At 65.2% G+C, this 24404-nt stretch carries 25 protein-coding genes; 11 read left to right on the top strand and 14 right to left on the bottom strand.

Annotation, left to right across the window (positions count from 1 at the left end):
• Window positions 1-4 precede the first annotated feature (4 nt).
• The gene (locus FHR22_RS02100) at window positions 5-1060 is read left to right on the top strand and encodes a potassium channel family protein (protein ID WP_166938402.1); all 1056 of its coding nucleotides are present in this window, start codon (window positions 5-7) and stop codon (window positions 1058-1060) included.
• A gap of 193 nt (window positions 1061-1253) precedes the next feature.
• On the opposite strand, the gene FHR22_RS02095 is transcribed toward FHR22_RS02100, so the two are convergent.
• Window positions 1254-1580, bottom strand: coding sequence for a DUF423 domain-containing protein (locus FHR22_RS02095; protein ID WP_166938400.1), 327 nt, complete (start codon window positions 1578-1580; stop codon window positions 1254-1256).
• Between the two features lie 183 nt (window positions 1581-1763).
• Here FHR22_RS02095 and rimO point away from each other — a divergent pair, with 183 nt between their 5' ends.
• The 3 genes from rimO to FHR22_RS02080 all read left to right on the top strand — a co-directional run bounded on the left by rimO (window position 1764) and on the right by FHR22_RS02080 (window position 5830).
• Entirely contained in the window at window positions 1764-3134 is a 1371-nt protein-coding gene (rimO, locus tag FHR22_RS02090; RefSeq protein WP_166938398.1) for a 30S ribosomal protein S12 methylthiotransferase RimO, read from the top strand.
• Between the two features lie 120 nt (window positions 3135-3254).
• Window positions 3255-3695, top strand: a complete 441-nt coding sequence (locus FHR22_RS02085; RefSeq protein WP_208417449.1) for a SecDF P1 head subdomain-containing protein — start codon at window positions 3255-3257, stop codon at window positions 3693-3695.
• A gap of 656 nt (window positions 3696-4351) precedes the next feature.
• The gene (locus tag FHR22_RS02080) at window positions 4352-5830 is read left to right on the top strand and encodes a DUF4403 family protein (protein ID WP_166938395.1); all 1479 of its coding nucleotides are present in this window, start codon (window positions 4352-4354) and stop codon (window positions 5828-5830) included.
• A 9-nt stretch (window positions 5831-5839) separates the two neighbouring features.
• On the opposite strand, the gene FHR22_RS02075 is transcribed toward FHR22_RS02080, so the two are convergent.
• The 3 genes from FHR22_RS02075 to FHR22_RS02065 form a co-directional block, all read right to left on the bottom strand.
• Complete coding sequence (locus FHR22_RS02075) at window positions 5840-6304, bottom strand: DUF1579 domain-containing protein (RefSeq protein ID WP_166938393.1); 465 nt, start codon at window positions 6302-6304, stop codon at window positions 5840-5842.
• Between the two features lie 72 nt (window positions 6305-6376).
• Complete coding sequence (locus tag FHR22_RS02070; RefSeq protein ID WP_166938391.1) at window positions 6377-7390, bottom strand: inorganic phosphate transporter; 1014 nt, start codon at window positions 7388-7390, stop codon at window positions 6377-6379.
• Window positions 7391-7405: 15 nt separating this feature from the next.
• Window positions 7406-8530: a DUF47 family protein gene (locus tag FHR22_RS02065; RefSeq protein WP_166938389.1), complete on the bottom strand. Its 1125-nt coding sequence runs from the start codon at window positions 8528-8530 to the stop codon at window positions 7406-7408.
• Between the two features lie 185 nt (window positions 8531-8715).
• Here FHR22_RS02065 and FHR22_RS02060 point away from each other — a divergent pair, with 185 nt between their 5' ends.
• Window positions 8716-10260, top strand: coding sequence for a flavin-containing monooxygenase (locus FHR22_RS02060; RefSeq protein ID WP_425057404.1), 1545 nt, complete (start codon window positions 8716-8718; stop codon window positions 10258-10260).
• A 3-nt stretch (window positions 10261-10263) separates the two neighbouring features.
• On the opposite strand, the gene FHR22_RS02055 is transcribed toward FHR22_RS02060, so the two are convergent.
• From FHR22_RS02055 to FHR22_RS02040, 4 genes are all read right to left on the bottom strand, one after another.
• Complete coding sequence (locus FHR22_RS02055; RefSeq protein ID WP_208417448.1) at window positions 10264-10800, bottom strand: hypothetical protein; 537 nt, start codon at window positions 10798-10800, stop codon at window positions 10264-10266.
• 102 nt (window positions 10801-10902) lie between these two features.
• Window positions 10903-11085 (bottom strand): DUF3008 family protein, encoded by a 183-nt coding sequence (locus tag FHR22_RS02050; protein ID WP_166938385.1) that lies wholly within the window; start codon window positions 11083-11085, stop codon window positions 10903-10905.
• Window positions 11086-11108: 23 nt separating this feature from the next.
• Window positions 11109-12044, bottom strand: coding sequence for an SDR family oxidoreductase (locus tag FHR22_RS02045; RefSeq protein WP_166938382.1), 936 nt, complete (start codon window positions 12042-12044; stop codon window positions 11109-11111).
• Between the two features lie 13 nt (window positions 12045-12057).
• Window positions 12058-12891, bottom strand: a complete 834-nt coding sequence (locus FHR22_RS02040; RefSeq protein WP_166938380.1) for a DUF3298 and DUF4163 domain-containing protein — start codon at window positions 12889-12891, stop codon at window positions 12058-12060.
• 325 nt (window positions 12892-13216) lie between these two features.
• On the opposite strand from FHR22_RS02040, the gene FHR22_RS02035 reads away from it, so the two are divergent.
• From FHR22_RS02035 to argC, 3 genes are all read left to right on the top strand, one after another.
• The gene (locus FHR22_RS02035) at window positions 13217-14641 is read left to right on the top strand and encodes a leucyl aminopeptidase family protein (protein ID WP_166938378.1); all 1425 of its coding nucleotides are present in this window, start codon (window positions 13217-13219) and stop codon (window positions 14639-14641) included.
• A 75-nt stretch (window positions 14642-14716) separates the two neighbouring features.
• Window positions 14717-15661: a C40 family peptidase gene (locus tag FHR22_RS02030; RefSeq protein WP_341786533.1), complete on the top strand. Its 945-nt coding sequence runs from the start codon at window positions 14717-14719 to the stop codon at window positions 15659-15661.
• Between the two features lie 3 nt (window positions 15662-15664).
• Window positions 15665-16591 carry an N-acetyl-gamma-glutamyl-phosphate reductase gene (gene argC, locus FHR22_RS02025; RefSeq protein ID WP_166938376.1) on the top strand — a complete coding sequence of 309 codons (927 nt, stop codon included), beginning with the start codon at window positions 15665-15667 and terminating at the stop codon, window positions 16589-16591.
• Between the two features lie 18 nt (window positions 16592-16609).
• Here the strand turns inward: argC and FHR22_RS02020 are convergent, their stop codons facing one another.
• Complete coding sequence (locus FHR22_RS02020; protein WP_166938374.1) at window positions 16610-16825, bottom strand: hypothetical protein; 216 nt, start codon at window positions 16823-16825, stop codon at window positions 16610-16612.
• 180 nt (window positions 16826-17005) lie between these two features.
• On the opposite strand from FHR22_RS02020, the gene FHR22_RS02015 reads away from it, so the two are divergent.
• Window positions 17006-18346, top strand: coding sequence for a PQQ-dependent sugar dehydrogenase (locus FHR22_RS02015; RefSeq protein WP_166938372.1), 1341 nt, complete (start codon window positions 17006-17008; stop codon window positions 18344-18346).
• Between the two features lie 112 nt (window positions 18347-18458).
• On the opposite strand, the gene dnaN is transcribed toward FHR22_RS02015, so the two are convergent.
• Window positions 18459-19574, bottom strand: coding sequence for a DNA polymerase III subunit beta (gene dnaN / locus FHR22_RS02010; RefSeq protein ID WP_166938370.1), 1116 nt, complete (start codon window positions 19572-19574; stop codon window positions 18459-18461).
• Window positions 19575-19746: 172 nt separating this feature from the next.
• On the opposite strand from dnaN, the gene FHR22_RS02005 reads away from it, so the two are divergent.
• Window positions 19747-20244: a hypothetical protein gene (locus FHR22_RS02005; protein WP_166938368.1), complete on the top strand. Its 498-nt coding sequence runs from the start codon at window positions 19747-19749 to the stop codon at window positions 20242-20244.
• 499 nt (window positions 20245-20743) lie between these two features.
• On the opposite strand, the gene FHR22_RS02000 is transcribed toward FHR22_RS02005, so the two are convergent.
• Together FHR22_RS02000 and FHR22_RS01995 are read right to left on the bottom strand one after the other, a co-directional pair.
• Entirely contained in the window at window positions 20744-21295 is a 552-nt protein-coding gene (locus FHR22_RS02000; RefSeq protein ID WP_166938366.1) for a DUF4189 domain-containing protein, read from the bottom strand.
• Window positions 21296-21474: 179 nt separating this feature from the next.
• On the bottom strand, window positions 21475-22356 hold the full coding sequence (locus tag FHR22_RS01995) for a LysR family transcriptional regulator (RefSeq protein WP_166938364.1): 882 nt from the start codon (window positions 22354-22356) through the stop codon (window positions 21475-21477).
• 157 nt (window positions 22357-22513) lie between these two features.
• Between FHR22_RS01995 and FHR22_RS01990 the strand changes: the two genes are divergently transcribed.
• Window positions 22514-22843, top strand: a complete 330-nt coding sequence (locus FHR22_RS01990; RefSeq protein ID WP_166938362.1) for a UrcA family protein — start codon at window positions 22514-22516, stop codon at window positions 22841-22843.
• 17 nt (window positions 22844-22860) lie between these two features.
• Here the strand turns inward: FHR22_RS01990 and FHR22_RS01985 are convergent, their stop codons facing one another.
• Window positions 22861-23562, bottom strand: a complete 702-nt coding sequence (locus FHR22_RS01985) for a methyltransferase family protein (protein WP_208417447.1) — start codon at window positions 23560-23562, stop codon at window positions 22861-22863.
• A gap of 71 nt (window positions 23563-23633) precedes the next feature.
• Window positions 23634-24365, bottom strand: coding sequence for a hypothetical protein (locus FHR22_RS01980; RefSeq protein WP_166938360.1), 732 nt, complete (start codon window positions 24363-24365; stop codon window positions 23634-23636).
• Window positions 24366-24404: the final 39 nt, after the last annotated feature.

Genomic DNA, 24404 nt, shown 5'->3' with positions numbered 1-24404 from the left:
GGCGATGGCCCGCCGCACGTCCTTCGAGCACCGGTTCAACCCGCTGCGCCGCATGAGCAAATGGCCGATCTGGGCCGACGTCGTCACGCGGCTGGGCATCGCTTTCCTGCTGATCGCTTTCGTCGTCCTCGTCCACTGGATCGACCGCGCCGGCCTGCGCGACAGCCACGACGGGCAGATCAGCTTCCTCGACGTTGTCTATTTCACGATGATCTCGGTCACCACGACCGGCTTCGGCGATATCGCGCCGGTGTCGGACCGCTCGCGGCTGATCGAATCGGTCATTGTCACGCCGATCCGCGTCGCGGTGCTCTTCATCTTCGTCGGCACCGCCTATCAATTCGCAATCAAGCGCACATGGGAAAAATGGCGTATGGCCCGCATCCAGGCAAAACTCACCAACCATATCGTCGTGCTGGGCTTCGGCATCAGCGGCTCCGAAGCCGTTCGCGAACTGATCGCACGCGGCACCGACCCGGCGTGCATCGTCGTGATCGATACCAATCGCGGGCGGATCAACGCCGCCGAGGCGATGGGCTGCAACGTGCTGGAAGGCGACGCGTCGAGCGACGAGACGCTGATCGACGTCCATATCGCGCGCGCGCAATCGGTGCTCGTTTCGGCGGGGCGCGACGACACCTCGATCCTGATGGTGCTGACCGTCCGCCACCTCGCACCCAATGTACCGATCAGCGTCGTCATCCGCACCCAGGATAACGAACTGCTCGCGCGCCAGGCGGGCGCGAACAATGTCATCAACCCGGTCAGCTTCACCGGCCTGCTGCTCGCCGGATCGGCGCAGGGCGCGCATGTCGCCGACTATATGGCCGACCTGGCGGGCGTCGGCGGCCGCGTCCAGCTGCGCGAGCGCCCGGTCAGCGGCGAAGAGGTCGGGCACAGCCTCGACGAACTCGCCAGCGGCGGCCGCGGCCTGCGCATCTATCGCGGCGGCAAACCCCATGGCTTCTGGGAAGCCGAGGCGAAGAGCCTCCAGCACGGCGACCTGGTGGTCGAGGTCATCAACTGCGAGCTATGCGAAGCGGATGTGGCGGGGGGTTAAATCGGTTCTACTATTTGGACCGTTTGTCCTGAGGAGCCCCCTTCGACTGCCTGCCTGCGGCAGTCGCTCAGGACAGGATTGAGCTTGCCGAAATGGCATCTCGAAGGATTGCGACGTCGCAGTCCTTCGAGACGGGTCTTCGCCAAGCTCAGCCCCTCCTAAGGACGAACGGAAGGTGTTTTCACCGACCACCCTAACCCCGCCAGAACAGCCAGCCGGCCCACAGCCACCCGGCGATCAGCAAGGTTCCGCCGATCGGCGTCACCGCGCCCAGCCAGCGCGGCCCGCCCAGCGCCATCGCATAGAGGGTGACGGCGAAGATCGCGCCGCCGGCGAGCAGCAGGACGGCCGCCCCGCGCGCGACGTTCATCACCGCCAGCGCGCCGACCGCGTGGATCAGCTGATACAGCCCGCCGGTGCGCAGCCATTCGGCCTCCTGCTGCCCCGCCGCACCATGCGCGCCGAACGCGCCCGCCGCGACGGCGATCGCTGCGGAAAGGGCTGCAAATAGGCCGATCATATTGCCTTGTCCTTTTCGAAAGAGGGCATGATTTTTCATTCATCGTCACCCCGGACTTGATCCGGGGTCCCGCTCAGTAACCTTGACAAGCGGGACCCCAGATCAAGTCCGGGGTGACGAAGTGGGTTAGTAGCGCCGGAGGCGTGACAAACCCATAAAAATCCCCTATGCGCCGCACCAATCATGACAACCAAGACTCTTCCCGCCCAGCCGAAAGTCGGCATGGTGTCGCTCGGCTGCCCGAAGGCGCTCGTCGACAGCGAACGGATTCTGACCAAGCTGCGCGCCGACGGCTATGGCCTGTCGCCCGATTATGCGGGCGCCGACGTCGTGCTGGTCAATACCTGCGGCTTCCTCGACTCGGCGAAGGAGGAGAGCCTCGAGGCGATCGGCGAGGCGATGGCCGAAAACGGCCGCGTCATCGTCACCGGCTGCATGGGCAACGAGGCCGAGGTCATCCGCGCCCGCTTCCCCAACGTGCTCGCGGTCACCGGCGCGCACCAATATGAGCAGGTCGTCGATGCCGTCCACGACGCCGCGCCGCCGACGCAGGGGCCGTTCATCGATCTGGTGCCCGAGGGCGGGCTGAAACTGACGCCGCGCCATTACAGCTACCTCAAGATTTCCGAAGGCTGCAACCATAGCTGCTCCTTCTGCATCATCCCCGATCTGCGCGGCAAACTGGTCAGCCGCCGCATCGACGCGGTGCTGCGCGAAGCCGAAAAGCTCGTCGCCGCCGGGACGAAGGAATTGCTGGTGATCAGCCAGGACACCTCGGCCTATGGTGTCGACATCCGCCACGACCCGCGTCCGTGGCACGGCCGCGAAGTCCGCGCCCATATGACCGACCTCGCGCGCGAACTCGGTCAGCTGAAGACCAGCGAAGGGGGCGCCCCCTGGGTCCGCCTGCACTATGTCTATCCCTATCCGCACGTCGACGCGGTCATCCCGCTGATGGCCGAGGGGCTGCTGACTCCTTATCTGGACATCCCCTTCCAGCACGCGGCGCCGAGCGTCCTCAAGCGCATGAAGCGCCCCGCGAACGAGGCGAAAGTGCTCGAACGGCTGAAGAGCTGGCGCGCCATCGCGCCCGACATTTCAATCCGTTCGAGCTTTGTCGTCGGCTTCCCCGGCGAAACCGAGGCCGATTTCCAGTATCTCCTCGACTGGCTCGACGAGGCGCAGCTCGACCGCGTCGGCGCCTTCCGCTTCGAACCCGTCGCCGGCGCACAGGCGAACGCGCTCGACGATCCGGTGCCCGAAGAGGTGAAGGAAGAACGCTATCAGCGCATCATGGCCAAGACCGCCGCGATCAGCGCTGCCAAGCTCGAAGCCAAGATCGGCCGCACCCTGCCGGTGATCATCGACGAGGTCGGCGAAGCCGATGAAGACGGCAGCATCGGCGCGACCGGCCGCAGCCAGGCCGACGCACCCGAAATCGACGGCCATGTCTATCTGCGCGATGTGGCGGCGACGCTGAAAGCCGGCGATATCGTCGATGTCGCGATCGAGGACGCCGACGAGCATGATCTGTTCGGGGTCGTGACGGCATAAACAGCCTTTGTATCGGACTGGCGCTCGCCGGTTCGCTGGTCCACTATGCACCCGCAATTTCACGGCGGCAGCAACGGGCAAGCGACCATGACTTTTTTCCGATCGACAATGATCCTCGCCTTGTCGCTGATTGCCGCCCCGTCGCTCGCCGCCGAACCAATGCCCGCGGCCCCGGCGACGGAGCACGGGCAGCCGATCGAGCCGCGTTGCGGTGCCGGCGACCAGGCGCCCGAATGCGGCCCGGGAATCTGGATCGGTCCGCTGGCGATCTGCGGGTCGCAACTCGTCAACGCGCGGCTGTCGCAAGATGAGTGGAGCGGCCTGCCCGTGCTGATCATCGATCTGGACGGGCCGTTGCGCGCTGCACTCGCCGAGCTGACGACGAACATGGTGGGCCGTCCGCTCCCTCTCCGCTTCAACGGCAAGACGGTGATCGCGCCGATCGTCAACGAGCCGATCACCGCCGGTAGCCTGCAAATTTCGGGGTCCACTCTCGAAGAGCTGCAGGTTCTTCAAACGACACTGCATCAATGCGCGCGAAGCGAGGGGGCGACCCTATAAGGGGCGGCGCTCAAGCGTCAAAAAACGCTGTCCTACAAAATCGCGCCCGATTAGCCTTGGCGCATGCCGTGCCTTGCCTCCCTTTCCCGGTCTCCCCGATCCGCGACGGCCCCGTCACGCGGCCGCTCGCCTAAGGCGACGAAGGAGACAATTGCGCGCCGCTCAAGCGTATCTTTTGCCGCTTTCGAGTCTGTCCCGGGGCGCATCGCCAGCCCGAATGGCGACCGCGCCTCTATCGATTTCAGAGTGAAGTTACGCAGTTTTGCGCCATTTCCCATATCGCCTCCCCTCTTCTCTTTCGTCACCCCGGACTTGATCCGGGGTCCCGCTTTTCGCGGTTGCCTGGTGAGGTCCCGGATCAAGTCCCGGGTGACGACAGGGTGGAGCGATATCGGCACGAAACATGATTTTCAGTGTGAAGTTGCGCAGTTTTCCGCGCTTTTTACAGCGATGCCCGCTTCCCTTTCTGTCATCCCGGACCTGATCCGCGATCCCTTTGGCGCTGCCGTTGCTGACGGTGCGGGCGGATGCCGGGCTTTATGCTGTTTCAGTGTGAAGTTGCGCAGATTTCCGCCCCTTTCACTCTCTCCCTCCCCGCAAGGAACGCCTTAACCCGACCGCCGTTATAACCAGCAGAAACCCATCAGGGGCACCGCATGCGACCGATCCACATCGCCACCGCCACCTTGCTGCTCGCCGCGTCGCTCACCGCCTGCGACCGCAAGACCGAGGTCGAGGCACCGCCGCGCGCGACCGACAAGGCGCCCTCCCCCACGCAAAAATCGCTGATCGCGGTTCCGATCAACGCCAGTACCGCCTCGCTCAAGACCGCGCTCGAACGCGCCGTGCCGAAGACGCTGTGGACGATCAACCGGCACGAGCGCGCCTGCGTCAAGCCGCAGCGGGTCAAGGTCTTCGGCAAGAAGGTCAAGGTCACGCCGCCGATCTCCTGCACCATCGTCGGGCAGGTGACGCGCGGACCGCTGCGGCTGCGCGGCGAAGGCAGCGAGATCGTCGTCGACGTGCCGCTCCACGCCCGAATCAGCGCCCGCGACGTCGGCGGGGTGCTGAAGGGCGAGACCGCAACCGGATCGGCGATGGCGCATGCGCGGATCCGCATCGACCTGACCCCCGACTGGCGGACGCAGGGCAAGGCGCGGATCGGCTATGGCTGGACCAACGCGCCGGGGATCGATTTCCTCGGCAAGCGGATCACCTTCACCGACGAGGCCGACGCGAAGCTGAAGCCCGTCGTGCGCGACGTCGAGCGTGAGGTAAATCGCGAAATCGCCAAGATCGATATCCGCAAACAGGCGGCGGAGGTCTGGCGGCAAAGCTTCACCGCGCTCGAACTCAATCGCGAAAACCCGCCGGTGTGGATGCGCGTGACGCCGCAGCGCATCCTCTATGGCGGCTATCGCCTCGACGGACAGCAGATGCGGCTCAACCTCGGGCTGGAGGCGATCACCGAAACCTTTGTTTCGGGCCGCCCCGACGATCCCGAGCCCACCCCGCTGCCGCGCCTCGTCCGCGAAACACCGAAGCCGCACCTCGACGTCCGCGTCCCGGTCATCGCCGATTATGCGCAGCTCGAACCGGTGATCCACCGCGCGCTGGTGAAGCGATCGGCGCGGCCTTTCGATCTCCCCGCCATCGGCCCGGTGATGGCGAAGTTCGGCAAGATCACCGCCTATGGCGCGCCCGACAACCGGATCGCGGTCGGGATCGACATCGAAGCGCTCGCGCAAGGCGCGAAGCGCGAGCCGACGCGCGGCCGCGTCTGGGTGACCGCACGCCCGGTCAACGCCCCGGGGTCGGCCGAGGTGCGCTTCATCGACCTCCAGGTCAGCGGCAACACCGACGGGCTGAAGGGCGACCTCTTGCTCGGGATTGCCGAGAGCGAGGGCTTCGCGCCGCTGATCGCCGGGGCACTGACGCAGAATTTCACCCACGACCTCGAAAAACTGCAAGGGAAGATCAAGCGCGCGATCGACCAGCGGCGCGAGGGCGCCTTCGTCATCCGCACCCGCGTCGACAGCTTCGAGATCGGCGAGATCACCGCCTATGGCAACGGCCTTTACCTGCCCGTGCGCATGATCGGCGGGGCGAGCGTCGATTATCGGCCGGCGAAATGAGAGACAGTCCTATGATCGCCGGACGAAATCCATCGTCCAGTTCACTTCCCAGCTTTCGCCGCCATCGGCCGACATCGCCTGTTCCCAGCGCGGCGACGGCGTGTCGGTGCGGCTCCAGATGAAACGCAATCGGACCGGGCGGCCTTCATGGCTGTCGTCGGCATAGAAATGGCCGACGCCATCCGCGAACCGGCCAACCACGGGCACGTCGAGCGCATGCGGGCTGCGTGCATCGAGCCACCAGATCGCCCAGCTGGCTTGCGCCGGATCATAGGAGCGGAGTGCGATGGCACGGTAAGAGCCGCTGGGGATATGGATGACGTTGTCCTCGACATTGCCGTTGCCACCCAGGATCGGCCGGGTCTCGCAGGTCCCGTCGAATTCTTCCCATTCGTCGCAGCCGGCAAGCCGCGCCTTGAGGCGGCGATGCTTCACCTGCCAGCTGCCGAATTCGAAATCGAAATCACCCGCCATGACCCACGCTCCTCCGCTCCCTTGCGCGGATCGTTCTTATTACGTTCTCATGTAAATACAACCCCGCCGGGGTCAGAACAGGCGGGTAATGGCGTAGAAGGTGGCCGCGACCACCGCGCTCGCCGGGATGGTGATGAACCATGCCGCGACGACATTGCCCGCCACGCCCCAGCGCACCGCGCTCGCCCGCCGCGCAACGCCGGCGCCGATGATGCTGCCGGTTATCGTGTGCGTCGTCGACACCGGGATGCCGAGCAGGCTGGCGGTGAACACCATGATCGATCCGCCGGTCGAGGCGGCGAAGCCCTGATGATGCGACAGCTTGGTGATGCGGCCGCCCATCGTCTCGATGATCTTCCACCCGCCCGACAGCGTGCCGAGCGCGATCGCGATATAACAGCTGAACGCCACCCAGTGCGGCACGTGGAATTCGCCGCCGAGATAGCCGGTCGAATAGAGGAGGACGGTGATGATCCCCATCGTCTTTTGCGCATCGTTCAACCCGTGGCTGATCGAATAGGCAGCGGACGACAGCAGGTGCAGACGGCGGAAGGTCTTCTCCGCAAAGCTGGCCGTCACGCGGCGCAGCGCCCAGCTGCTCACCAGCATCACCAGCATCGCGAGCATCATGCCCAGCAGCGGCGACAGGAAGATCGCGATCACCGTCTTGTTGAGCCCGGTCCACTCGATCCCTTCGAAACCGGCGTGCGCGACGCCCGCACCGACGATACCGCCGACCAGCGCGTGGCTCGACGACGACGGGATGCCCTTCAGCCAGGTGACGACGTTCCAGAACATCGCGCCGACGAGCGCACCGAACACCACCGCCGGCGTCACCAGATCCTTGTCGATGATCCCCTTGCCGATGGTTTCGGCAACCTTGTGGAGTTCGGGAAAAATGACCGACAGGAAATAGGCGGCAAAGTTGAAGAAGGCCGCGAACAGCACTGCCTGCACCGGGCGCAGCAGCCGCGTCGCGACGACAGTCGCGATGCTGTTCGCGGCGTCGTGCAGACCGTTCAGGAAATCGAACGCCAGCGCGAGCAGGACAAGACCGACAAGAAGCGGGAAAGCGAGTTCGTGCATGATGCCTGCCCCCGCTTAAGCGTGGTCGATGACCAGGCCGTCGATTTCGTTCGCGACATCCTCGAACCGGTCGACGACGCGTTCGAGGTGGCTGTACAGTTCGCGCTGGATGATGAACTGGATCGTGTTCGCCTCGCCATGTTCCTGGAACAGGCGCTTGAGCCCGGCGGCGTGGATTTCGTCGGCATGGCCTTCCATGCGGACGAGCCGCTCGGTCAGTTCGTGGAGGCGCGCTCCGTTGGCGCCGATATTGCGGAGCAGCGGCAGCGCTTCCGCCGTCAGCCGCGCAGCGTCGACGATGATGCCGGCGATATCGCGCATCTCGGGCTCGAACTCGGTCACGTCGTACAGATCGACCGCGCCCGCGGTCTTTTGCATCTCGTCGATCGCATCGTCCATCGAGGCGATAAGGTCGGTGATTGCACTGCGATCGAACGGCGTCAGGAAGGTGCGGCGGACGGTCTGCAGCACTTCGCGCGTGATCGCATCGGCATCATGTTCGCGCTCGACAATTTCCTGGATATGATCCGCCATCCCCTCGCCGCCCTGCAGCAGGCGCGACAGCGCATTGGCGCCGGCAACCAGCGTCGCGGCGTGGCTTTCGAACAATTCGAAGAAATTTCCCTGGCGCGGCAGCAAACGCTGAAACCAAGCGAACATCCGGCTTACCCCTGTTTTTTCTGCAACATTCTGGACGACCCCGCTCGTCCGCGCGGCGGCGCGAAATCCGCTGTCTCCGAAGGAGCGGATCATCGCCTGAAGATCGGGCTCCTCGACCGCCGCTGCCGCGTCGTCGAACGAGAACCACTGGCGCTCGCGCTCATCCATTTCCTTCCAGTCGGACAATTCGCGCGTGACGGCGAGCGGGAACACCTCGACATTATACATGATCGAGGCGCCGTTGGCGCGGCGTTTGCGATATTCATAACTGCCGATCGAGGTCGGACACACTGCGCCGATCACGCCCGCTTCCTCCTCGGCTTCGACCGCCGCGGCGGCGTGGCGCTCCATCCCCGTCAGCGGATTGCCCTTGGGCACCACCCAGCGTTTGGTCTCGCGCGAGGTGATCAGCAATATTTCGGTCGGCCCGTCCTGTGCGGGGCCGCCGAACCGATAGGGAAGGACGGCGATCTGGCGCATTTGCTCTGTCCTTTCCAGGAATAGGGCCGCGGCAAGGCGCGGGTTGAAACGAGCTACGCCCCCTATGACAATTATGTGACAGCGACAAGGATGCTTCGAAACGCGGCTACTTTCACCCCTGTCAATTCGATTGCAAAATGCAACGCGGTGCGTAATCTACCCCTCAAACATAGTCGGGAGACAGGATGATGGCAGGCACGGCGACGATGGAACGCCCCGCGGATACCAAATCGGCACCGGTCGATCAGGATGTGCTGATCGTCGGCGCCGGCATCTCGGGCATCGGCATGGCCGTGCATTTGCAGATGAACTCCCCCGACCGCAGCTTCGCCCTCGTTGAGCGCCGCGCGCAACTCGGCGGCACCTGGGACCTCTTCCGCTACCCCGGCGTCCGTTCGGACAGCGACATGCACACGCTGGGTTTCGTCTTCGAACCTTGGAAGCATGAAAAGTCGATCGCCGACGGCCCCTCGATCCTGCACTATCTCAATCAGATCGTCGATGAACGGCATATCCGCGAGCGTATCCGCTTCGATAGCAAGGTCGTCGGTGCCGATTGGGACAGTGCCGCCGCACGCTGGACGGTGACGATGGAGGACGCCACCGGCACCGCGTCGACCACGACCGCGCGCTGGCTCTACCTCGGGTCAGGCTATTACGACTATGACGAGCCGTTCGATGCCCAGTTCGCCGGCCGCGAGGATTTCAAGGGCCAGATCGTCCACCCGCAATTCTGGCCGAAGGACCTGGATTATAAGGGCAAGAAGGTTGTCGTGATCGGATCGGGCGCAACCGCGGTCACCATCGTCCCGTCGATGAAGGAAGCCGCCCACGTCACGATGCTCCAGCGCACGCCGACCTGGTATTTCATCCGGCCGGCCAAGGACGGCTTCGCCAATTTCCTCCGCAAGATTCTGCCCGAAGAGCTGGCCTACAAGATCACCCGCTACAAGAATGTGAAGCTGCAGGATATCAGCTTTCGCCGCGCCCGGACGCGCCCCGACAAGGTGAAGAATTTCCTGACCACGCGCCTCAAGAAAGCGCTCGGCGACCGGTACGACGAACAGGCTTTCACCCCGCCTTATGATCCCTGGGATCAGCGGCTGTGCCTGGTCCCCGACGCCGATTTCTTCGAGGCGATGAAGGCCGACAGGGCATCGGTGGTCACCGATCATATCGAGAAGTTCGACGCGACCGGCATCCAGCTTAAATCGGGCAAGCATCTCGACGCCGATATCATCATCACCGCCACGGGGCTCAAGCTCGCGGTCGCGGGCAAGATCCCGGTGCGTCTCGACGGCGCCCCCGTCGATTGGCACGACCATTTCTATTACAAGGCATGCATGTTTTCGAACGTGCCGAACTTTTCGGCCGTCTTCGGTTACCTCAATGCGAGCTGGACGCTGCGCGCGGACATCGTGTCCGAATATGTCTGCCGCGTGCTCAACCATATGCGCGATACCGGGACCAGCGTCGCAACCCCGGTGCTCGCCGATCCGGCGAGCCTCGAAGAGGAAAATGTCTTCGACTTCTCGTCGGGTTATATCCAGCGTTCGCTGCACATCATGCCGAAGAGCACGGCCACACTGCCGTGGCGGCTCAGCCAGAATTATGTGCAGGACCGCGTCGACATGCGCACCGGTGCGATCGCAGATGGCGTGCTGAGCTTCACCAACGCCGGTGCGGTGGCGCCGCGTGCGGCGGCGCCCGAACTCGAAGCCGCCGAATAGCGGTCAGGCGGCCCGTTTTTTGGCGCGGTGCCGCCGGACCAGCCAGAATATGATCCCGCCGATTGCGAGCAGCAGGATAGGAAGGGCGATCCGCATCGTCCGCGCCCCGGCTTCATACTGCTCGACAAACGCTAGCGCCGGCGGCTTCGTCTTGCTGCCGAGCACATTCCATTCGGCGACCTGCATCGGCCCGTCATTCTCGGCATAGAAGCGCAGCGATACCGTCGTCCATTTGCCCGCGCTGGTGCCCACCACGACGACCTCTTCCTGCCGCTGTTTCAGCCCCGGCGTGACATTGGTCTTCCAGTTGTAGGACGCGAGTTGCCATGTCGCCTTGCCCTCGGGGCATTCGCGCGGCAGCGCGGGCGCCGCTTCGATCGTCGAATTGGCGATCTCGGGATGAAGGATGAATTTGACATTGGCCGGGTCTGCGCAGAAGCGCTCGGCAATCGCGACGACTTCCTTCTGCCGCTCGGGAGAGACAAGCTTGTCGAGCGCGGCCTGAAAGCTGCATCCGCCCAGCGCAGCGAACATTGCCACCGCACAGCCATATCGATGGAAACGACGCATCATCTTCCCCTGCTGATGGCCTTATCAGCGAAGGAATGGCCGATTTCATCCGGATAATCCAGCCCGGCAGAGCTAGTCGGCGTGCTCGGGCTTACCCTTGGTCGATCCCTTGGCGAAATCCTCAAGCTGCTTTTCGGTCATACTGTCGACCATCTGCTTCGAGGCGCCCTTGAGTTTCGACTTCGGCGTGTCGCCGCGCTTCGCGCTCAGCGCGGCACCGGCCGCCTTTTGCTGCGCCTTGGATTTGGCTGGCATGACAAGTCTCCTGTCTGCCCCCGCTATCCGTTAACGATCGTACCGCCGTTGGGATGCAACACCTGGCCCGACATATAGCTGCTGTCGTCGCACGCCAGGAACAGGAAGGCGGGTGCGACCTCATTGGGTTCGCCGGGGCGTTTCATCGGCGTGCTTTCACCGAAGCTCTCGACCTTCTGCGCGGGCGCCCCGCCCCCCGGGTTGAGCGGCGTCCAGATCGGGCCGGGGGCGACCGCGTTGACGCGGATCCCCTTACCGACCAGATTCTCGCTGAGCGACCGGGTAAAAGCGGTGATTGCGCCCTTCGTCGCACTATAGTCGAGCAGCCCTTCCGACCCCTGGTACATCGTCACGCTGGTGCAATTGACGATCGCCGCGCCTTTCCGAAGATGCGGCAGTGCGGCCTGCACCAGATAGAACATGCCGAAGATATTCGTCGCGAAGGTGCGCTGGAGTTGATCGGCGCTGATATCGCGAATGTCGGCGGCGGGGTGCTGTTCTCCGGCATTGTTCACCAATATGTCGAGGCGGCCGAGCTTGTCGATCACGCGCGCGACCACCTTTTCGCCGGCGTCGGGCTTGCCGACATCGGCCTTGATCGCAATCGCCCGGCGTCCTTCGGCCTCGACGATCGCGACGGTGTCGGCGGCGTCATCCTTGTTGCTATGGTAAACGAGCGCGATGTCGGCCCCCTCGCGCGCGAACAACGCACAGACGGCGCGGCCGATGCCGCTGTCGCCGCCGGTGACGATCGCTACCTTGCCATCCAGCCGGCCCGACCCTGGATACCGCGGCTGCCATCGGGGCGCCCGGTCGAGGTCGGTTTCGCGGTCGGACAAGGGTCTGGCAATCGACTTGGCGCCGCCGACCGCTTTGCGCAGCTTGGCGGCGGCGCGTGCCTTACCCTTCTTTTCCTTGGGTGTTTCACCGACCTTGCCGGCCTTGGGCTGCTTCACCATCACCCCTTCTCCTTTACTTCGTCGGCAGGAAATCGCGGGCAAAATCGGGTTTGACGGCGTTCGCGAGCGCCGCCGACATCGGCAGGTTGATCTTGTAGCTGCCCTCGGCATAGGGACCGATTTCGTAAGGGCCGATCGCAATCGTCAGGCGATCGAGATAACGCCCGTCGGACGATCCGAGCCACACCGTCTGCGCCGACGCCGAAGGGCATTTGCCAAAGGGGTCGTCGCCCCCGCGCACCCATTCGATGCCCCTTACCGCCTTCTCGCGTTCGATCGCGGCGCACAGATCGTCGTTCACCGCCTTGTCGAACGCCTCGCCGCTGGTGAACATGTCGAGCGGCTTGATCTGAGTCGCGTGATTGCGATCCCAAAGCAGCGTATCGAAGCTCTGCATGCCGTGCGCGCCGCCCATATAGGTGTCGATTTCCGCCGACAGGCTGACGAAACGCCGCGTCGCGGTCACGCGCTGCCATTTCTGCAGGTGGCTGTGCGCGTGATAAGGGAACCCGTCTTTCTCCGCCGCTTCCCGATCGCGCCGCGCCGCGGTCACGAGTGCTTCGCGCTTGGTCGCGCGATCATTGTCGAGCCATGCGGCGAGTTTGGGGATCTGTGCGGCTTCGCTTGGATAGCTATAGGCGAATTCGACCAGGTCGTTCTTTTCCTTGACGTCAGACGCGGGCGCATTTTTCGCTGCGATATCGGCGGCGCCACCCGGCGGCGCTCCGGGGACGGTCGCGGCGGCGGCCTTTTCGGCCGGCGTGTCCTTCTTCTCGGAGCAGGCGGTGAAAATCAGCGCGCCCGAGAGTGCGAGCGCGACGGCGCGATAGCGATGGATGTTCGTCATGCCGCAACAACGCCGGGAATCGACAAAGTTTCCCTGTCGGCCTAGGAGTCTGTCCTGTTGAGATTGAGGCGTCGAGACGGAGCCGATTTTGGCTCAGGGCAAGGAGCGAGGAGGGAGCCATGCCGAAGCATAGTAACCGACGAGCGACGCGGCCCTGGGCCAAAATCGGCCCGCCGCGGAGCGGTTGCCCTGGGAAGCCCGCCGGACTTCGTCGCGTCGCTGGCAGGGGCCGCCAGCCCCTGCGGCACGCCGCTCCTCGCCGGCGGGCTTCCCAGGGCAATCTCGACGCCTCAATCTCAACAGGACAGACTCTATCACCACCATCATGATCGATTATTCCGACATGATCCAGCCCGACAAGGGGCAGGACGCCCGCCCCATCCACCTCGTCGACAAGCAAAGCTATGATGGCTGGCTGAAGGGGCGCAGCGCCCGCGAACGCGCGCATCTCGCCGCGGTCGGCTTCAAACCCGACGCCTTTGTCCACGCGATATTGCCCGGCGACGATCCCGAACGCTGGGCGGTCGTGACCACGGTCGCGAATGCCGGCAGCCTGTCGGCCTGGTGCCTGGCCAAGCTTGGCCAAATCCTGCCCGAAGGACGCTATCGCCTCGAGGGACAGCAGCCGGGCAAAGCCATGTTCGGATGGATGAGCGCCCAATACCGGTTCGACGCCTATCGTGCGAAGACGGTGAACAAGGGGCCGCGCGTGCTGTTGACGACCGACGTCAGCGCTATCGCGCCGGTGGTCGCCGAGGCGCGCGCGACCGCGCTTGTCCGCGATCTCGTCAACGCGCCCGCCGCCGATATGGGTCCGGCCGGGCTCGAGAAGGAAGCCGAGCGTATCGCCAAGGCGCATGGCGGCAAGCTGACGGTCACCAAGGGCGAGGCGCTCGAACAGGGCTATCCCATGATCCACGCGGTCGGACGCGCCGCCGCAAAGCAGCACGCGCCGCGGCTGATCGAGGTCGTCTGGGGCAAGGACAATCACCCGCGCGTCGCGCTCGTCGGCAAGGGTATCAGCTTTGATAGCGGCGGGCTCGATATCAAGCCCTCGGCGGGCATGCGGCTGATGAAAAAGGACATGGGCGGCGGCGCGCATGTGCTCGCGCTGGCCGAACTGGTGATGGCGTCGGGCCTGCCGGTCCGCCTTCACTGCCTCGTCGCCGCGGCGGAGAACGCGATTTCGGCCGACGCCTTCCGCCCCGGCGACGTATTGAAAAGCCGGCTCGGGTTGACGGTCGAGATCGGCAACACCGACGCCGAAGGCCGGCTGGTGCTCGGCGATGCGCTGGCGAAGGCGGGCGAAGACAAGCCCGAACTGATCGTCGACTTTGCGACCCTGACCGGCGCCGCACGCGTCGCGCTCGGCCCCGATCTTCCGGCGCTCTACTCAAACGACGACAGCCTTGCCGATGATATGCTGAAGGGCGGGACCGAACGTGACGATCCGCTGTGGCGAATGCCGCTGTGGGACGGCTATGCCGACCTGCTCGAAACCGACATTGCCGACCTCGGCAATGCGGGCAGTTCAGCTTTTGCGGGATCGATCACCGCGGCGTTGTTCCTGAAACGCTTTGTTCCCGACGGGACGCCCTGGGCGCATTTCGATACCTTCGCGTGGCGGCCATCGGCGAAACCCGGCCGGCCGAAGGGCGGTGCCGCGCTGGGCCTGCGCGCCGCATGGGCGATGTTGCAAGCCCGCTACGACCGCCGCGCCCAGAGTCGCGCCGGGGGCGAAGCGTCTTGATAAAGACCGGCCTGCTGGTCTAATGCGCCGCGATTGTCCGCCGGGGGCGGGTGACGACTTTCTACAGGACGGCATGTGACAGCGAAGAATGGCGATAATCTGGCGGCAAACCGCGTGCGCATGGGGCGCCCCGGCGTCGTTGGCGCCGGTCGCGATCGCTTTGGCCTGACCGGTACGTCGCAGACGTTCGATCCGCGCATCGTCGCGATCCGCCCCGACTTGGCCGATATCTCGGTGGCGGGGCAGCATTTCGCGCCGCATTATGCCGCGCCGATGATGCGCAGCGGCGTGTTGCCGGCCGCAACCCTCCGCGCGACGCCGTCGCTCGCTGCCGAACAGACGAGCGAATTGCTGTTCGGCGAAGGCTTCGCCCTGCTCGACCTGACCGGCGGCTGGGCGTGGGGATACAGCCTGGCCGATCATTATGTCGGCTATCTCGCCGCCGATGCGCTCGGCGCTCCGATTGCGCCGACACACCGGGTCCACGCCGCCGAGGCGATCCTGCACAGCAGTCCGGATGCAGCTGCCGGCGGTTCGGCGATCCTGCCGCGCGGCGCGCTTGTCATGGGCGAAGCCGACGGCGAATGGCTTACGACGTCGCACGGCTTCCTGCCGTTGGCCGCGATGATCGAGGTTAGCGCGCAGCATGACGACCCCGCCGCGGTCGCCGAGGAACTCATTGGGACCCCCTATGTCTGGGGCGGCCGCACCGCAAAGGGCATCGACTGTTCGGGTCTCGTCCAGCTCGCCTGGAGCATGGCGGGCGTGCAGTTGCCGCGCGACAGCGACCTGCAACTCGCATCGCTCGGCGCCGACAAGGATGTCGCTCCTTCCGGCCTTGCCCGCGGCGACCTTGTCTTCTTTCCCGGGCATGTCGGGATCATGGCCGACGACCGGGTCATCATTCATGCGAGCCGCCAATGGATGGAGGTCCGCACCGAACCCCTCGCCGACGTGATCGCGCGTTCGGCCGCCAAAGGCCATGAACCCGCGGTCAGCGGCATAAAACGACTGCGATAAATCATGACAAAAACGGTCTTCATCGACGGCGCGGCGGGAACGACGGGCCTGGAAATCGCCGAGCGGCTGGCCGGGCGGAGCGAGTTCGCGCTCGCGACCTTGGACGACGCGCGCCGCAAGGATGCCGCGGCGCGGCGCGAGGCGCTGAACGACGCCGATTTCGTCATTCTTTGCCTGCCCGACGATGCTGCACGCGAATCGGTCGCGATGATCGACAACGCGGCCACCCGCGTGATCGACGCATCGACCGCGCATCGCGTCGCGCCCGGCTGGATCTATGGTTTTCCCGAGGTCAGCGGCCATGATGCGGTCGCCGCAGCCGCGCGGGTCAGCAATCCCGGCTGCTATTCCACCGGCTTTATCGCGCTCGTCGCCCCGCTGGTCCGCGCCGGGCTGCTCCCCGCCGACTGGCCGTATAGCTGTAACGCGGTCAGCGGTTATTCGGGCGGCGGCAAGGCACTGATCGAACGGTTCGAAGAGGACCGCGACATCGCGTGGCGGGGCTATGCCCTGACGCTCGATCACAAGCATGTGCCCGAAATGCAATCGCGCTGCGGCTTGTCGATCGCCCCGCTCTTTTCGCCCGCGGTTATCGCGGCGCACCGCGGGATGGTGGTCGAAGTCCCGCTGCCGCTCGCCGCGATACCTGGCGCCGCGACGCCCGATGCGCTGCGTGCGGCGCTGGCCGAATTTTATGCCGGAAGCCCGGTCGTCGTGATGGGCGACGCGCCGAGCGATGGCGAGATGCTGCTACGCGGTTCGCAGTCCGGCGACGACCGGATCGAGCTGTTCGTGTTCGGCAGCGGAGATGGCAGCCAGGCGCGGCTTGTCGCGCGGCTCGACAATCTGGGCAAGGGCGCCAGCGGCGCCTGCGTCCAGAACCTCAATATCATGGCGGGTTTGCCCGAAACCGCGGGCCTGCGGCTTTAGGTTGTATCGACCTGGCGCCTAGTGCACCGTGTCGAGCACGTCCTCGACCGACAAATAGGTGATCAGCCGCTCTATCTGGCGCCAGCGCGCGAAATAGATGTGGTTGCCGAGCATGCGATATTGTTCGGCACGCGCCGCCGCCGCATAGCCTGCCTCCTCGCCATGCTGGGCGATCAGCGCATGGGCGTCATCGACCGCTCCGCGATCGGCAAGAAATGGGGCTGGCAGCTGCATCGGGTTCCCGGTCGGTTGCGTGACGGCCCCTGATAGCGCCCCGCCATCACTGCGCCGTTCCCAACCGTGATGAACAAACAGGTAAGGTTAACTGTCATAGCCGACCTGTTAACCAGGCCCATCGCGGCCATCCGCGTTTCGGCTCTTTGCCGCCGCGCCTTGCCCGTGTAGACATGGGTCATGCGCAAGATCCTGAAATATGCCGCCCTCGCCCTGCTGCTGATCCTGATCATCGGCGGGATCACCCTCTATGTCATGTCGCGCCCCGACGTCGCGCGCTTTTCGACCGCCGAACTGAGCGGCCGGGTGCCGGTGATGGCATCGCAAAAGACCGAGAGCTTCCCGACGACGAATGTCCCCGAAGCGACGAGCTGGCCCGCCGGACAGACACCGCGCGCGGCACAGGGGCTGACCGTCGCGCGCTTTGCCGAGGGGCTCGACCATCCGCGCAACATGCTCGTGCTCCCCAACGGCGACGTGCTGGTCGCCGAGGCGCAGAGCCCGCCGCGCGACACGTCGGGGGTCGAGGGCAAGATCATGGGCACGCTGATGGGCAAGGCCGGCGCCGGCGGCAAATCGGCGAACCGCATCACCCTGCTTCGCGATGCCGACGGCGACGGCAAGGCCGAGGTGAAGACCGCCTATATCAGCGGACTCAACTCGCCATACGGCATGGCGCTGGTCGGCAAGACGCTTTACGTCGCCAACACCGACGCGCTGCTCGCCTTTCCCTATGTCGAGGGCGAGACGAAGATGAGCGGCAAGGGTGAAAAGCTGGTCGACCTGCCCGCCAAGGGCACGAACCGCCACTGGACGAAGAGCCTTGCCGCGGCGCCCAACGGCTGGCTGTATATCGGCGTCGGTGCCGACAGCAACATCGGCGAAAAGGGCATGGGCAATGAAGTCCGCCGCGCCAGCATCCTCGAGGTTCGCCCCGAGAATAAATATGTCCGCACCTTCGCCGCCGGCATCCGCAACCCCGTCGGGCTTGGCTTCTATCCGGGCAGCGACCGGCTGTGGACCGTGGTCAACGAACGCGACATGCTGGGCAGCGACCTGGTTCCCGACTATCTGACCGATATCGGCGAAGGCGATTTCTATGGCTGGCCCTGGTATTATTGGGGCGGGTTCATCGACCCGCGCGTCGAGCCCGAAGCCGAGGACCGTCGCCAATATGTCAAGCGCCCCGACTATGGCCTCGGCGCCCACACCGCGCCGCTGGGGATGACCTTCACCCAAGGCCTCGATCTGGGCGAACGCTGGGCGAACGGCGCGCTGGTCGCCCGGCATGGTTCATGGAACCGCGAACCCGTCTCCGGCTATGACGTCGTGTTCGTCAAGTTTGGCGCCAATGGCAAGCCGCTCGACGCACTGCCGATCACCCTGCTCGACCAGTTCCTGGCCAAGGACGGCAAGTCGACCCGCGGCCGTCCGGCCGATGTGAAGGTCGCCAAGGACGGCAGCGCGCTGATCGCCGACGATACCGGCAACACGATCTGGCGGGTAGCGAAGGCGGGGTAAACGAGGAAATAAACCGTCGCCCCCGCGCAGGCGGGGGCCGCTATGGGCGTAGCGCCATGTTGCCAGCGGCCCCCCGCCTACGCGGGGGCGACGACTTTTAATCTGAGGGCTATCACACCCGCATCGGCATCAGGACATACAGCGCCGGGCTCTTCTCGCTTTCGCGGATCAGCGTCGGGGCGTTGGCGTCGGCCAGATGCAGTTCGACGCTGTCGCCGTCGACCTGGCCCAAAATGTCGCTGAGATAGCGGGCGTTGAAACCGATCTCCATCGCGTCGCTGTCATAGGCGGCGGCCAATTCTTCGGCGGCGGTGCCGTTTTCGGGGCTGGTGACCGACAGGGTGATACGGTCCTTGTCGAGGCCGACCTTGACCGCACGGGTCTTTTCGCTGGCGATCGTCGACACGCGGTCGACGCCCTGGAACAGGCTCTTCGGGTCGACCTTCAGCAGCTTGTCGTTCGCGGTCGGGATGACGCGGCTATAATCGGGGAAGGTGCCGTCGATCAGCTTCGAGGTGAGCACGGCGTTGCCGAGCTGGAAACGGATCTTGCTTGCCGACAGGCTGATTTCGACATTGCCCTCGGCCTCGTCGAGCAGCTTGCGGATTTCGCCGACGCATTTGCGCGGCACAATGACGTCGGGCATCGCGTTCGCGCCCTCGGGGCGCGTGACGGTGTAGCGCGCGAGACGGTGGCCGTCGGTCGCCGCGGCCTTGAGCACCGGGCCCGACGCGTCTTCGGCGACATGCAGGAAGATGCCGTTGAGGTAATAGCGCGTTTCCTCGGTCGAGATCGCAAAGCGGGTCTTGTCGATGATCTGGATCAGTTCGGCGACCGGCAGTTCGAAATTGGTGGGCAGGTCGCCCTCCGCGATCACCGGGAAGTCGTCGCGCGGCAAGGTCGGCAGGTTGAAGTTCGAGCGGCCGGCCTTGACCTGCATCTTGCCTTCCGCGGCGGCGAGGCTGACCTCGGCCCCCTCCGGCAGCTTGCGCGCGATTTCGAACAAAGTGTGCGCCGACACGGTGGTCGTGCCCGCCGTTTCGACCTTTGCCGCGATCGTTTCGACCACCTGCAGGTCGAGGTCGGTCGCCATCAATTTCAATTGCCCCGACGCGTCGGCTTCGATGAGGACGTTCGACAGGATCGGGATGGTATTGCGCCGTTCGACCACCGACTGGACGTGGCCGAGGCTCTTCAACAACACTGCGCGTTCGATCGTCGCTTTCATTCTGAATTCGCCATCCCTGTGCTTCGCGGGAAAAGTCCCTGAGGGGCAGAGGGTCGGAGGCGATTCGCCGCCCCGATTCCCGGTCCCTGAAAATGTCCACCTTCCTTAACGAACGCACGGCGCCGTGCAAGCCATGCTTGCAAAGCATCCCCAATCGCGCAAACGAGGGCCAATGCGGCGCCTGCTTCCCATTTTTGTCCTGTTGGCGGCGGTCCCGGTAGCGGCATCCGCCGCGCCGCGTACCGCGCTGGGCATCTTCGACGGCTGGGGCGCCTTTCGCAACGCCGCGACGGCGCGCTGCTATGCGATCGCCGCCCCCGCCGCGACGATCGGCACGCCGCGGGTAAAACCCTATGCCAGCATCGGTTACTGGCCCAGATCGCGCATCCGCGGTCAATTTTATGTCCGGCTGTCGAAGGAACGCGGCCCGGGCCGCGAGTTGCGCCTGACCATCGGCAGCCGCCGCTTCATCCTGACCGGCAACGGCACGCACGGCTGGGCGAGCGACGCGCGCATGGACGCCGCCATCATCGCCGCGATGCGATCGGCGCCGAGCATGAGCGTCGAGAGCGGCACGGCGACCGGCGGCGCGATCGCCGACACCTATCGCTTGCGCGGCGCCGCTACCGCGATCGATGCGGCGGCGCTGGGATGCGCAAGGCTGCGTTGAGGCGCGGTGGAGAAGTGGCGGATTTCTGCGTAACTTCACACTGGAATGACCTTTTAACGGACGCTCAGCCTGTTCCCCGGCGCAGGCCGGAAGCCAGCAGCCTTGCGCGCCGTCGTGCGAGCCCGCGGGCCGCGGCCTGCGCCGGGGAAAGGCGGCGAGTCGTCGGAGAGAAGCGGCGGAAATCCGCCTAAGTTCACACTGAAATCGCGTTTTGCCCCGGCTTTCGTCACCCCGGACTTGATCCGGGGTCCCTTCGCGACCGCCGCGCCAAGTGAATCCCGGATCAAGTCCCGGATGCCGAAGAAGGAGAAAAGCGCGCCTTTTCTAAACCGCGGGAAACTGCGCAACTTCACACTGGAATTGCATATTCCGCGCGTGTCGATGCCCACCGGATCAGAGGCAAGGAAGAACGGGAACGAGGCACGATATGTCATAGCCGAGAAAGCTAAGTCAGCGGGATAATGTAGGACAGCGATTTTTGCCGCCGGAACCGGCCCGATCAATAGGGAATGAAGGTCGCGGCGGTACAGGCCGACAAACGAACGCGGCAACCGGTCTGACCGGCATCGCAGCGATCGAGGCCTCGCCTTTCGGCATCACTTGCGGTCAGCGCGCTTTCGAAGAAATAGGTCTTGTCGCCCTGAACCATGGCCACGCACCCATCCTTGTACGAATAGCCGAAAAGGCAGGTGCTGCCGCCCCTGGCGCGGCAGTCGTCGAGCGCAGCTTCTTCCGCCGTGACACTCCGGGCGAAGCCGGCGGCGGTCCCCACGATTCCGCTCGCGCTGTCAACGGCTATCGCACCCCAGTTGGAAGCCCATTCGCCCGGAACGGGCGGCTGGACAATCGGGGGCGGGGGCGGAGGGGGCGGAGGCGGGGGCGGCGGGCAGAATTCGTCGGTCTCCACCGTCGTGCCGTCGGGACATTGTTGATAGGCCGGGGTATCGGCCGGCTTGTCGGCCGACCGCTTTTTCGCCGCAGCGGGACCGCTGGCGATCAGGCCGAGGCAGATGGCAGCGAGCGAGAGCGCCGGCAGCACGCGGCGTGTCATCGGCAAGGCCCGATGCGAACGACGGAAAATCGGGCTGGGAAAACGGTCTGGCGGGTCATCACATCTCCATGCGTAGCGCCAGACTGGCCCGCCATGGCGGCGCCCGCTGTGACCGCCGACACAGAGTGAGTGAAATGAAAGCTTGTGAAAATCCCGGTCGACAGACCGGTCAGCCCATTTCAGCCGCGCGCGAGCTTCGTCAGTTCGGCCGCGAGAAAATCGAGGACCAGACGGACCCGCGGGACGTGACGCAGGCGTTCGTGCGTCAGCAGCCATAGCCCCGTCGTATCCTCGCGCTTGGGCGGGATGCAGCGGATCAGGTCGGGTTCGCGGTCGGCGAGGAAGGCGGGCAATATGGTGAGCCCCATGCCCGAGCGGACCCCGGCGAGCAGGCCGCTGCCCGTATCATATTGCATTACCACCGACTCTTCGAGCCCGTACTGGCGCAGCCATGCCTGATAGGGTTCCCAGACCCCCCCACCGCCGCCGATGAAGGGATGGGTGGCGAGTTCGGCGCGGCTGTGCGGGATGCCGTGACGGCCGGCATAATCGCGGCTGCAATAAAGCGTCCAGGGATTGTCCGCGATCCGCCGCCCGACCAGGCCGGCTCCGGTTGGCTGCTTGCTGCTGCGGATGGCGATGTCGGCCGCCCCGGCGGCGAGGTCGCGCGGCTCGTCGGCGGTGTCGAGACGGATATGGATGCCAGGATGCGCGGTGCGCAGGTCGCGCAGAATCGGCGGCAGGACGGTCACCGCGAAGATTTCCATCGTCGTCAGGCTGACCGTGCCGCCCGCGTCGCGCGACCGCGCACCCGCGGCTTCGCCGAAGCGATCGGCGGCATCGCGCACCGCAATCGCGCTCGCCAGCATCGCCTCACCCACCGGGGTCAGCGCATAGCCGGCCTGCCGCCGCTCGAACAGGCTGAGCGCCGTCGCACTCTCAAGCGCCGCGATACGCCGGGCAACGGTCGTCTGGCTGACACGCAGCGTCTGCGCCGCGGCCAGCGTACTGCCCGTTTCGGCCACCGCGAGAAAAGCCTTGAGGTCGTTCCAATCGTACATGGCGTCTTTTGCGTCATACGCGCCCGCGCCGCATTCTGCAATTTTGCAGAATGTCTTTGCAACATCGTTGCTCCTTCGGGCGCGGCGCATCGACTATTTATCGCCTCACCGGCTTCCTCCCCTCCTCCCCTTCCCAGCCGGTCGATGGAGACATGAGATGAAAAAGCTTCTGATCCTCGCCGCCGTGGCCGCCGCTTCGTTCGGCCAGCCCGCGCTCGCCCAATCGGCACGTCCGAGCCAGACCGTGACGGTGCCGCACAAGGACCTCGACCTCAGGACCGAGGCGGGCGCCAAAACGCTCGACCGCCGAATCTGGCGTGCGGTCGTCGCGGTGTGCGGCACCGCGTCCGACTTTGATCTGGAAGGCAAGAACGATGTTCGCGAATGCCGCCGCGACACGCGCGTCCTCGCCTCGGCGCAGGCCGAACTGGCGATCGCCAATGCCGCGCGCGACGGATTGATCCGCGTCAGTTCGATCCGCAACTGACCGGCGGGCCGGCCAAGCTACCAAAGGGCCGGAAACAATCGCCACCGGACAATTTGCGCATAAGCGGCATAGCCCGGAAGTTCGGCGTGCAGCAGGCGGTCCTCCCATGCGGTGCGCAGGATGAGGAAGGCCGAAGCGATCAGGGCCGGCGCCAGCGCCCACCATGATGCCAGCGCCAGCGCCATGCCGACAAAGAGCAGGATCGCCGCCGAATAGCCCGGATGACGGACGAAGAGATAGGGGCCGGTGTCGATCACATGCTGATGGCGTTCGGACTGGATGCGCACGCCGGGTTCGAAAAAGGGGTTCACCGCCTGCGCCCAGGCGGTGATCGCCATGCCCGCGAGCAACATCGCATAACCAAGCGCGACGGCAGAAGGCGGTACATACGACCAGTGAAAACGCCCGGCGTCGAGCGCCCCGACCGGCAGGATCGCGACCATCGCGGGCAGGATGACGGCGAGCAGCGCCTTGTCCCAGCCCTTCGTTCCCGGCTGAAAGCGGCTGCGCGCGCGATAGATCACCGGATTGATGCGCGCGAGCACAAGCGCCGAGAAGCCGAAGCCGAAGATGAGCACCGCGACGAAAATCCATCCCGCGCGCCACGACAGCGATCCGGCGGGGAGGAAGAGGAGGAGCAGGAGCGAGAGCGGAAGCGATATCGCATAGATGGCAGCCTTGCCACGCGACATCGGCGGCGGGTCTTGCGGGGCATCCATGGCATTCTCCTCCGGCAGCGCCCTTTCAACGCCCTGGGTGTATCTTCGATCCAGACGCGATGCGTGGGCGTTCAGTTCCGGATTTCGACCATTTCGTTGAACGAAAATATCCAGGCGCAGGTCGCTTCGAGGGTTTCGCGCGGCGGCAGTGCGGTCGTGCGCGACAGCTTGGCGAGCACAAGGCTGCGGCCATCGTCCTTGACCAGCGCGCCGGGAACGAAGATCGGGCCGGCGGTGCCGCTCTGCGTGCCGCCGGGGACGTAACGCCAGCCCGCGGCGATCGCGCGGTCGAGGAGAGCCGCCTCCGAAAGACAGCCGGGGTTCGTCCGCACATCGAGTTGCGGCGACGGCACGGTCGACAGGAATTTGGCGCCGAAATGCGTCTTGCTCCCCCACGCGCCTTCGCGCCGGTCCGCGCTGGCCGCGATGACCATGTCCCAGCCGTCGCGGCCGGCGAGAATCGCCAGATAGCCAGCGTTGACGACATAGAATTCATTGGGTTCATAGCCGTCGCGCAGGTTGAAGTGCGGGACGTCGAGCAGGCCCTTCAACACCTCGATATTCGCGGCGCCCGCGGGCAGTTCGAGGAGGTTCGCGAGGCGGCGATTCGCCTCGGCGAAATCATAGTCGCAGATCGCGTCGCTCGTTTGCGGCCAGCCTTGCTGATAGCTGGTCGGCCGTTCGCCGGGCCGGCAGGATGCGGCAGCCGGGGCTTCGGCCGTACCACTCGCCTCGGGCTGAGCCGATGCGGCGGCGGGCGATGCCAGCAGGATGAAGCAGGCGATCAGAAAAGCGGTGCGCATGTCATTCTCCACGATGATCGCGGGCCTCTACCACAGCGC

The sequence above is a fragment of the Sphingopyxis panaciterrae genome, assembly GCF_011762125.1.
Taxonomy (GTDB): domain Bacteria; phylum Pseudomonadota; class Alphaproteobacteria; order Sphingomonadales; family Sphingomonadaceae; genus Sphingopyxis; species Sphingopyxis panaciterrae.
Note: the sequence above shows the minus strand (reverse complement) of the source record. Positions and strands in the feature narration are given on the sequence as shown.

Bases quoted from the DNA above. Each gene is read 5' to 3' on its own strand.
- FHR22_RS02100 (WP_166938402.1), top strand. From the start codon at position 5: ATGGCCCGCCGCACGTCCTTCGAGCACCGGTTCAACCCGCTGCGCCGC.
- FHR22_RS02095 (WP_166938400.1), bottom strand. From the start codon at position 1,580: ATGATCGGCCTATTTGCAGCCCTTTCCGCAGCGATCGCCGTCGCGGCG.
- rimO (WP_166938398.1), top strand. From the start codon at position 1,764: ATGACAACCAAGACTCTTCCCGCCCAGCCGAAAGTCGGCATGGTGTCG.
- FHR22_RS02080 (WP_166938395.1), top strand. From the start codon at position 4,352: ATGCGACCGATCCACATCGCCACCGCCACCTTGCTGCTCGCCGCGTCG.
- FHR22_RS02075 (WP_166938393.1), bottom strand. From the start codon at position 6,304: ATGGCGGGTGATTTCGATTTCGAATTCGGCAGCTGGCAGGTGAAGCAT.
- FHR22_RS02070 (WP_166938391.1), bottom strand. From the start codon at position 7,390: ATGCACGAACTCGCTTTCCCGCTTCTTGTCGGTCTTGTCCTGCTCGCG.
- FHR22_RS02065 (WP_166938389.1), bottom strand. From the start codon at position 8,530: ATGCGCCAGATCGCCGTCCTTCCCTATCGGTTCGGCGGCCCCGCACAG.
- FHR22_RS02060 (WP_425057404.1), top strand. From the start codon at position 8,716: ATGATGGCAGGCACGGCGACGATGGAACGCCCCGCGGATACCAAATCG.
- FHR22_RS02050 (WP_166938385.1), bottom strand. From the start codon at position 11,085: ATGCCAGCCAAATCCAAGGCGCAGCAAAAGGCGGCCGGTGCCGCGCTG.
- FHR22_RS02045 (WP_166938382.1), bottom strand. From the start codon at position 12,044: ATGGTGAAGCAGCCCAAGGCCGGCAAGGTCGGTGAAACACCCAAGGAA.
- FHR22_RS02040 (WP_166938380.1), bottom strand. From the start codon at position 12,891: ATGACGAACATCCATCGCTATCGCGCCGTCGCGCTCGCACTCTCGGGC.
- FHR22_RS02035 (WP_166938378.1), top strand. From the start codon at position 13,217: ATGATCGATTATTCCGACATGATCCAGCCCGACAAGGGGCAGGACGCC.
- argC (WP_166938376.1), top strand. From the start codon at position 15,665: ATGACAAAAACGGTCTTCATCGACGGCGCGGCGGGAACGACGGGCCTG.
- FHR22_RS02020 (WP_166938374.1), bottom strand. From the start codon at position 16,825: ATGCAGCTGCCAGCCCCATTTCTTGCCGATCGCGGAGCGGTCGATGAC.
- FHR22_RS02015 (WP_166938372.1), top strand. From the start codon at position 17,006: ATGCGCAAGATCCTGAAATATGCCGCCCTCGCCCTGCTGCTGATCCTG.
- dnaN (WP_166938370.1), bottom strand. From the start codon at position 19,574: ATGAAAGCGACGATCGAACGCGCAGTGTTGTTGAAGAGCCTCGGCCAC.
- FHR22_RS02005 (WP_166938368.1), top strand. From the start codon at position 19,747: ATGCGGCGCCTGCTTCCCATTTTTGTCCTGTTGGCGGCGGTCCCGGTA.
- FHR22_RS02000 (WP_166938366.1), bottom strand. From the start codon at position 21,295: ATGACACGCCGCGTGCTGCCGGCGCTCTCGCTCGCTGCCATCTGCCTC.
- FHR22_RS01995 (WP_166938364.1), bottom strand. From the start codon at position 22,356: ATGTACGATTGGAACGACCTCAAGGCTTTTCTCGCGGTGGCCGAAACG.
- FHR22_RS01990 (WP_166938362.1), top strand. From the start codon at position 22,514: ATGAAAAAGCTTCTGATCCTCGCCGCCGTGGCCGCCGCTTCGTTCGGC.
- FHR22_RS01985 (WP_208417447.1), bottom strand. From the start codon at position 23,562: ATGGATGCCCCGCAAGACCCGCCGCCGATGTCGCGTGGCAAGGCTGCC.
- FHR22_RS01980 (WP_166938360.1), bottom strand. From the start codon at position 24,365: ATGCGCACCGCTTTTCTGATCGCCTGCTTCATCCTGCTGGCATCGCCC.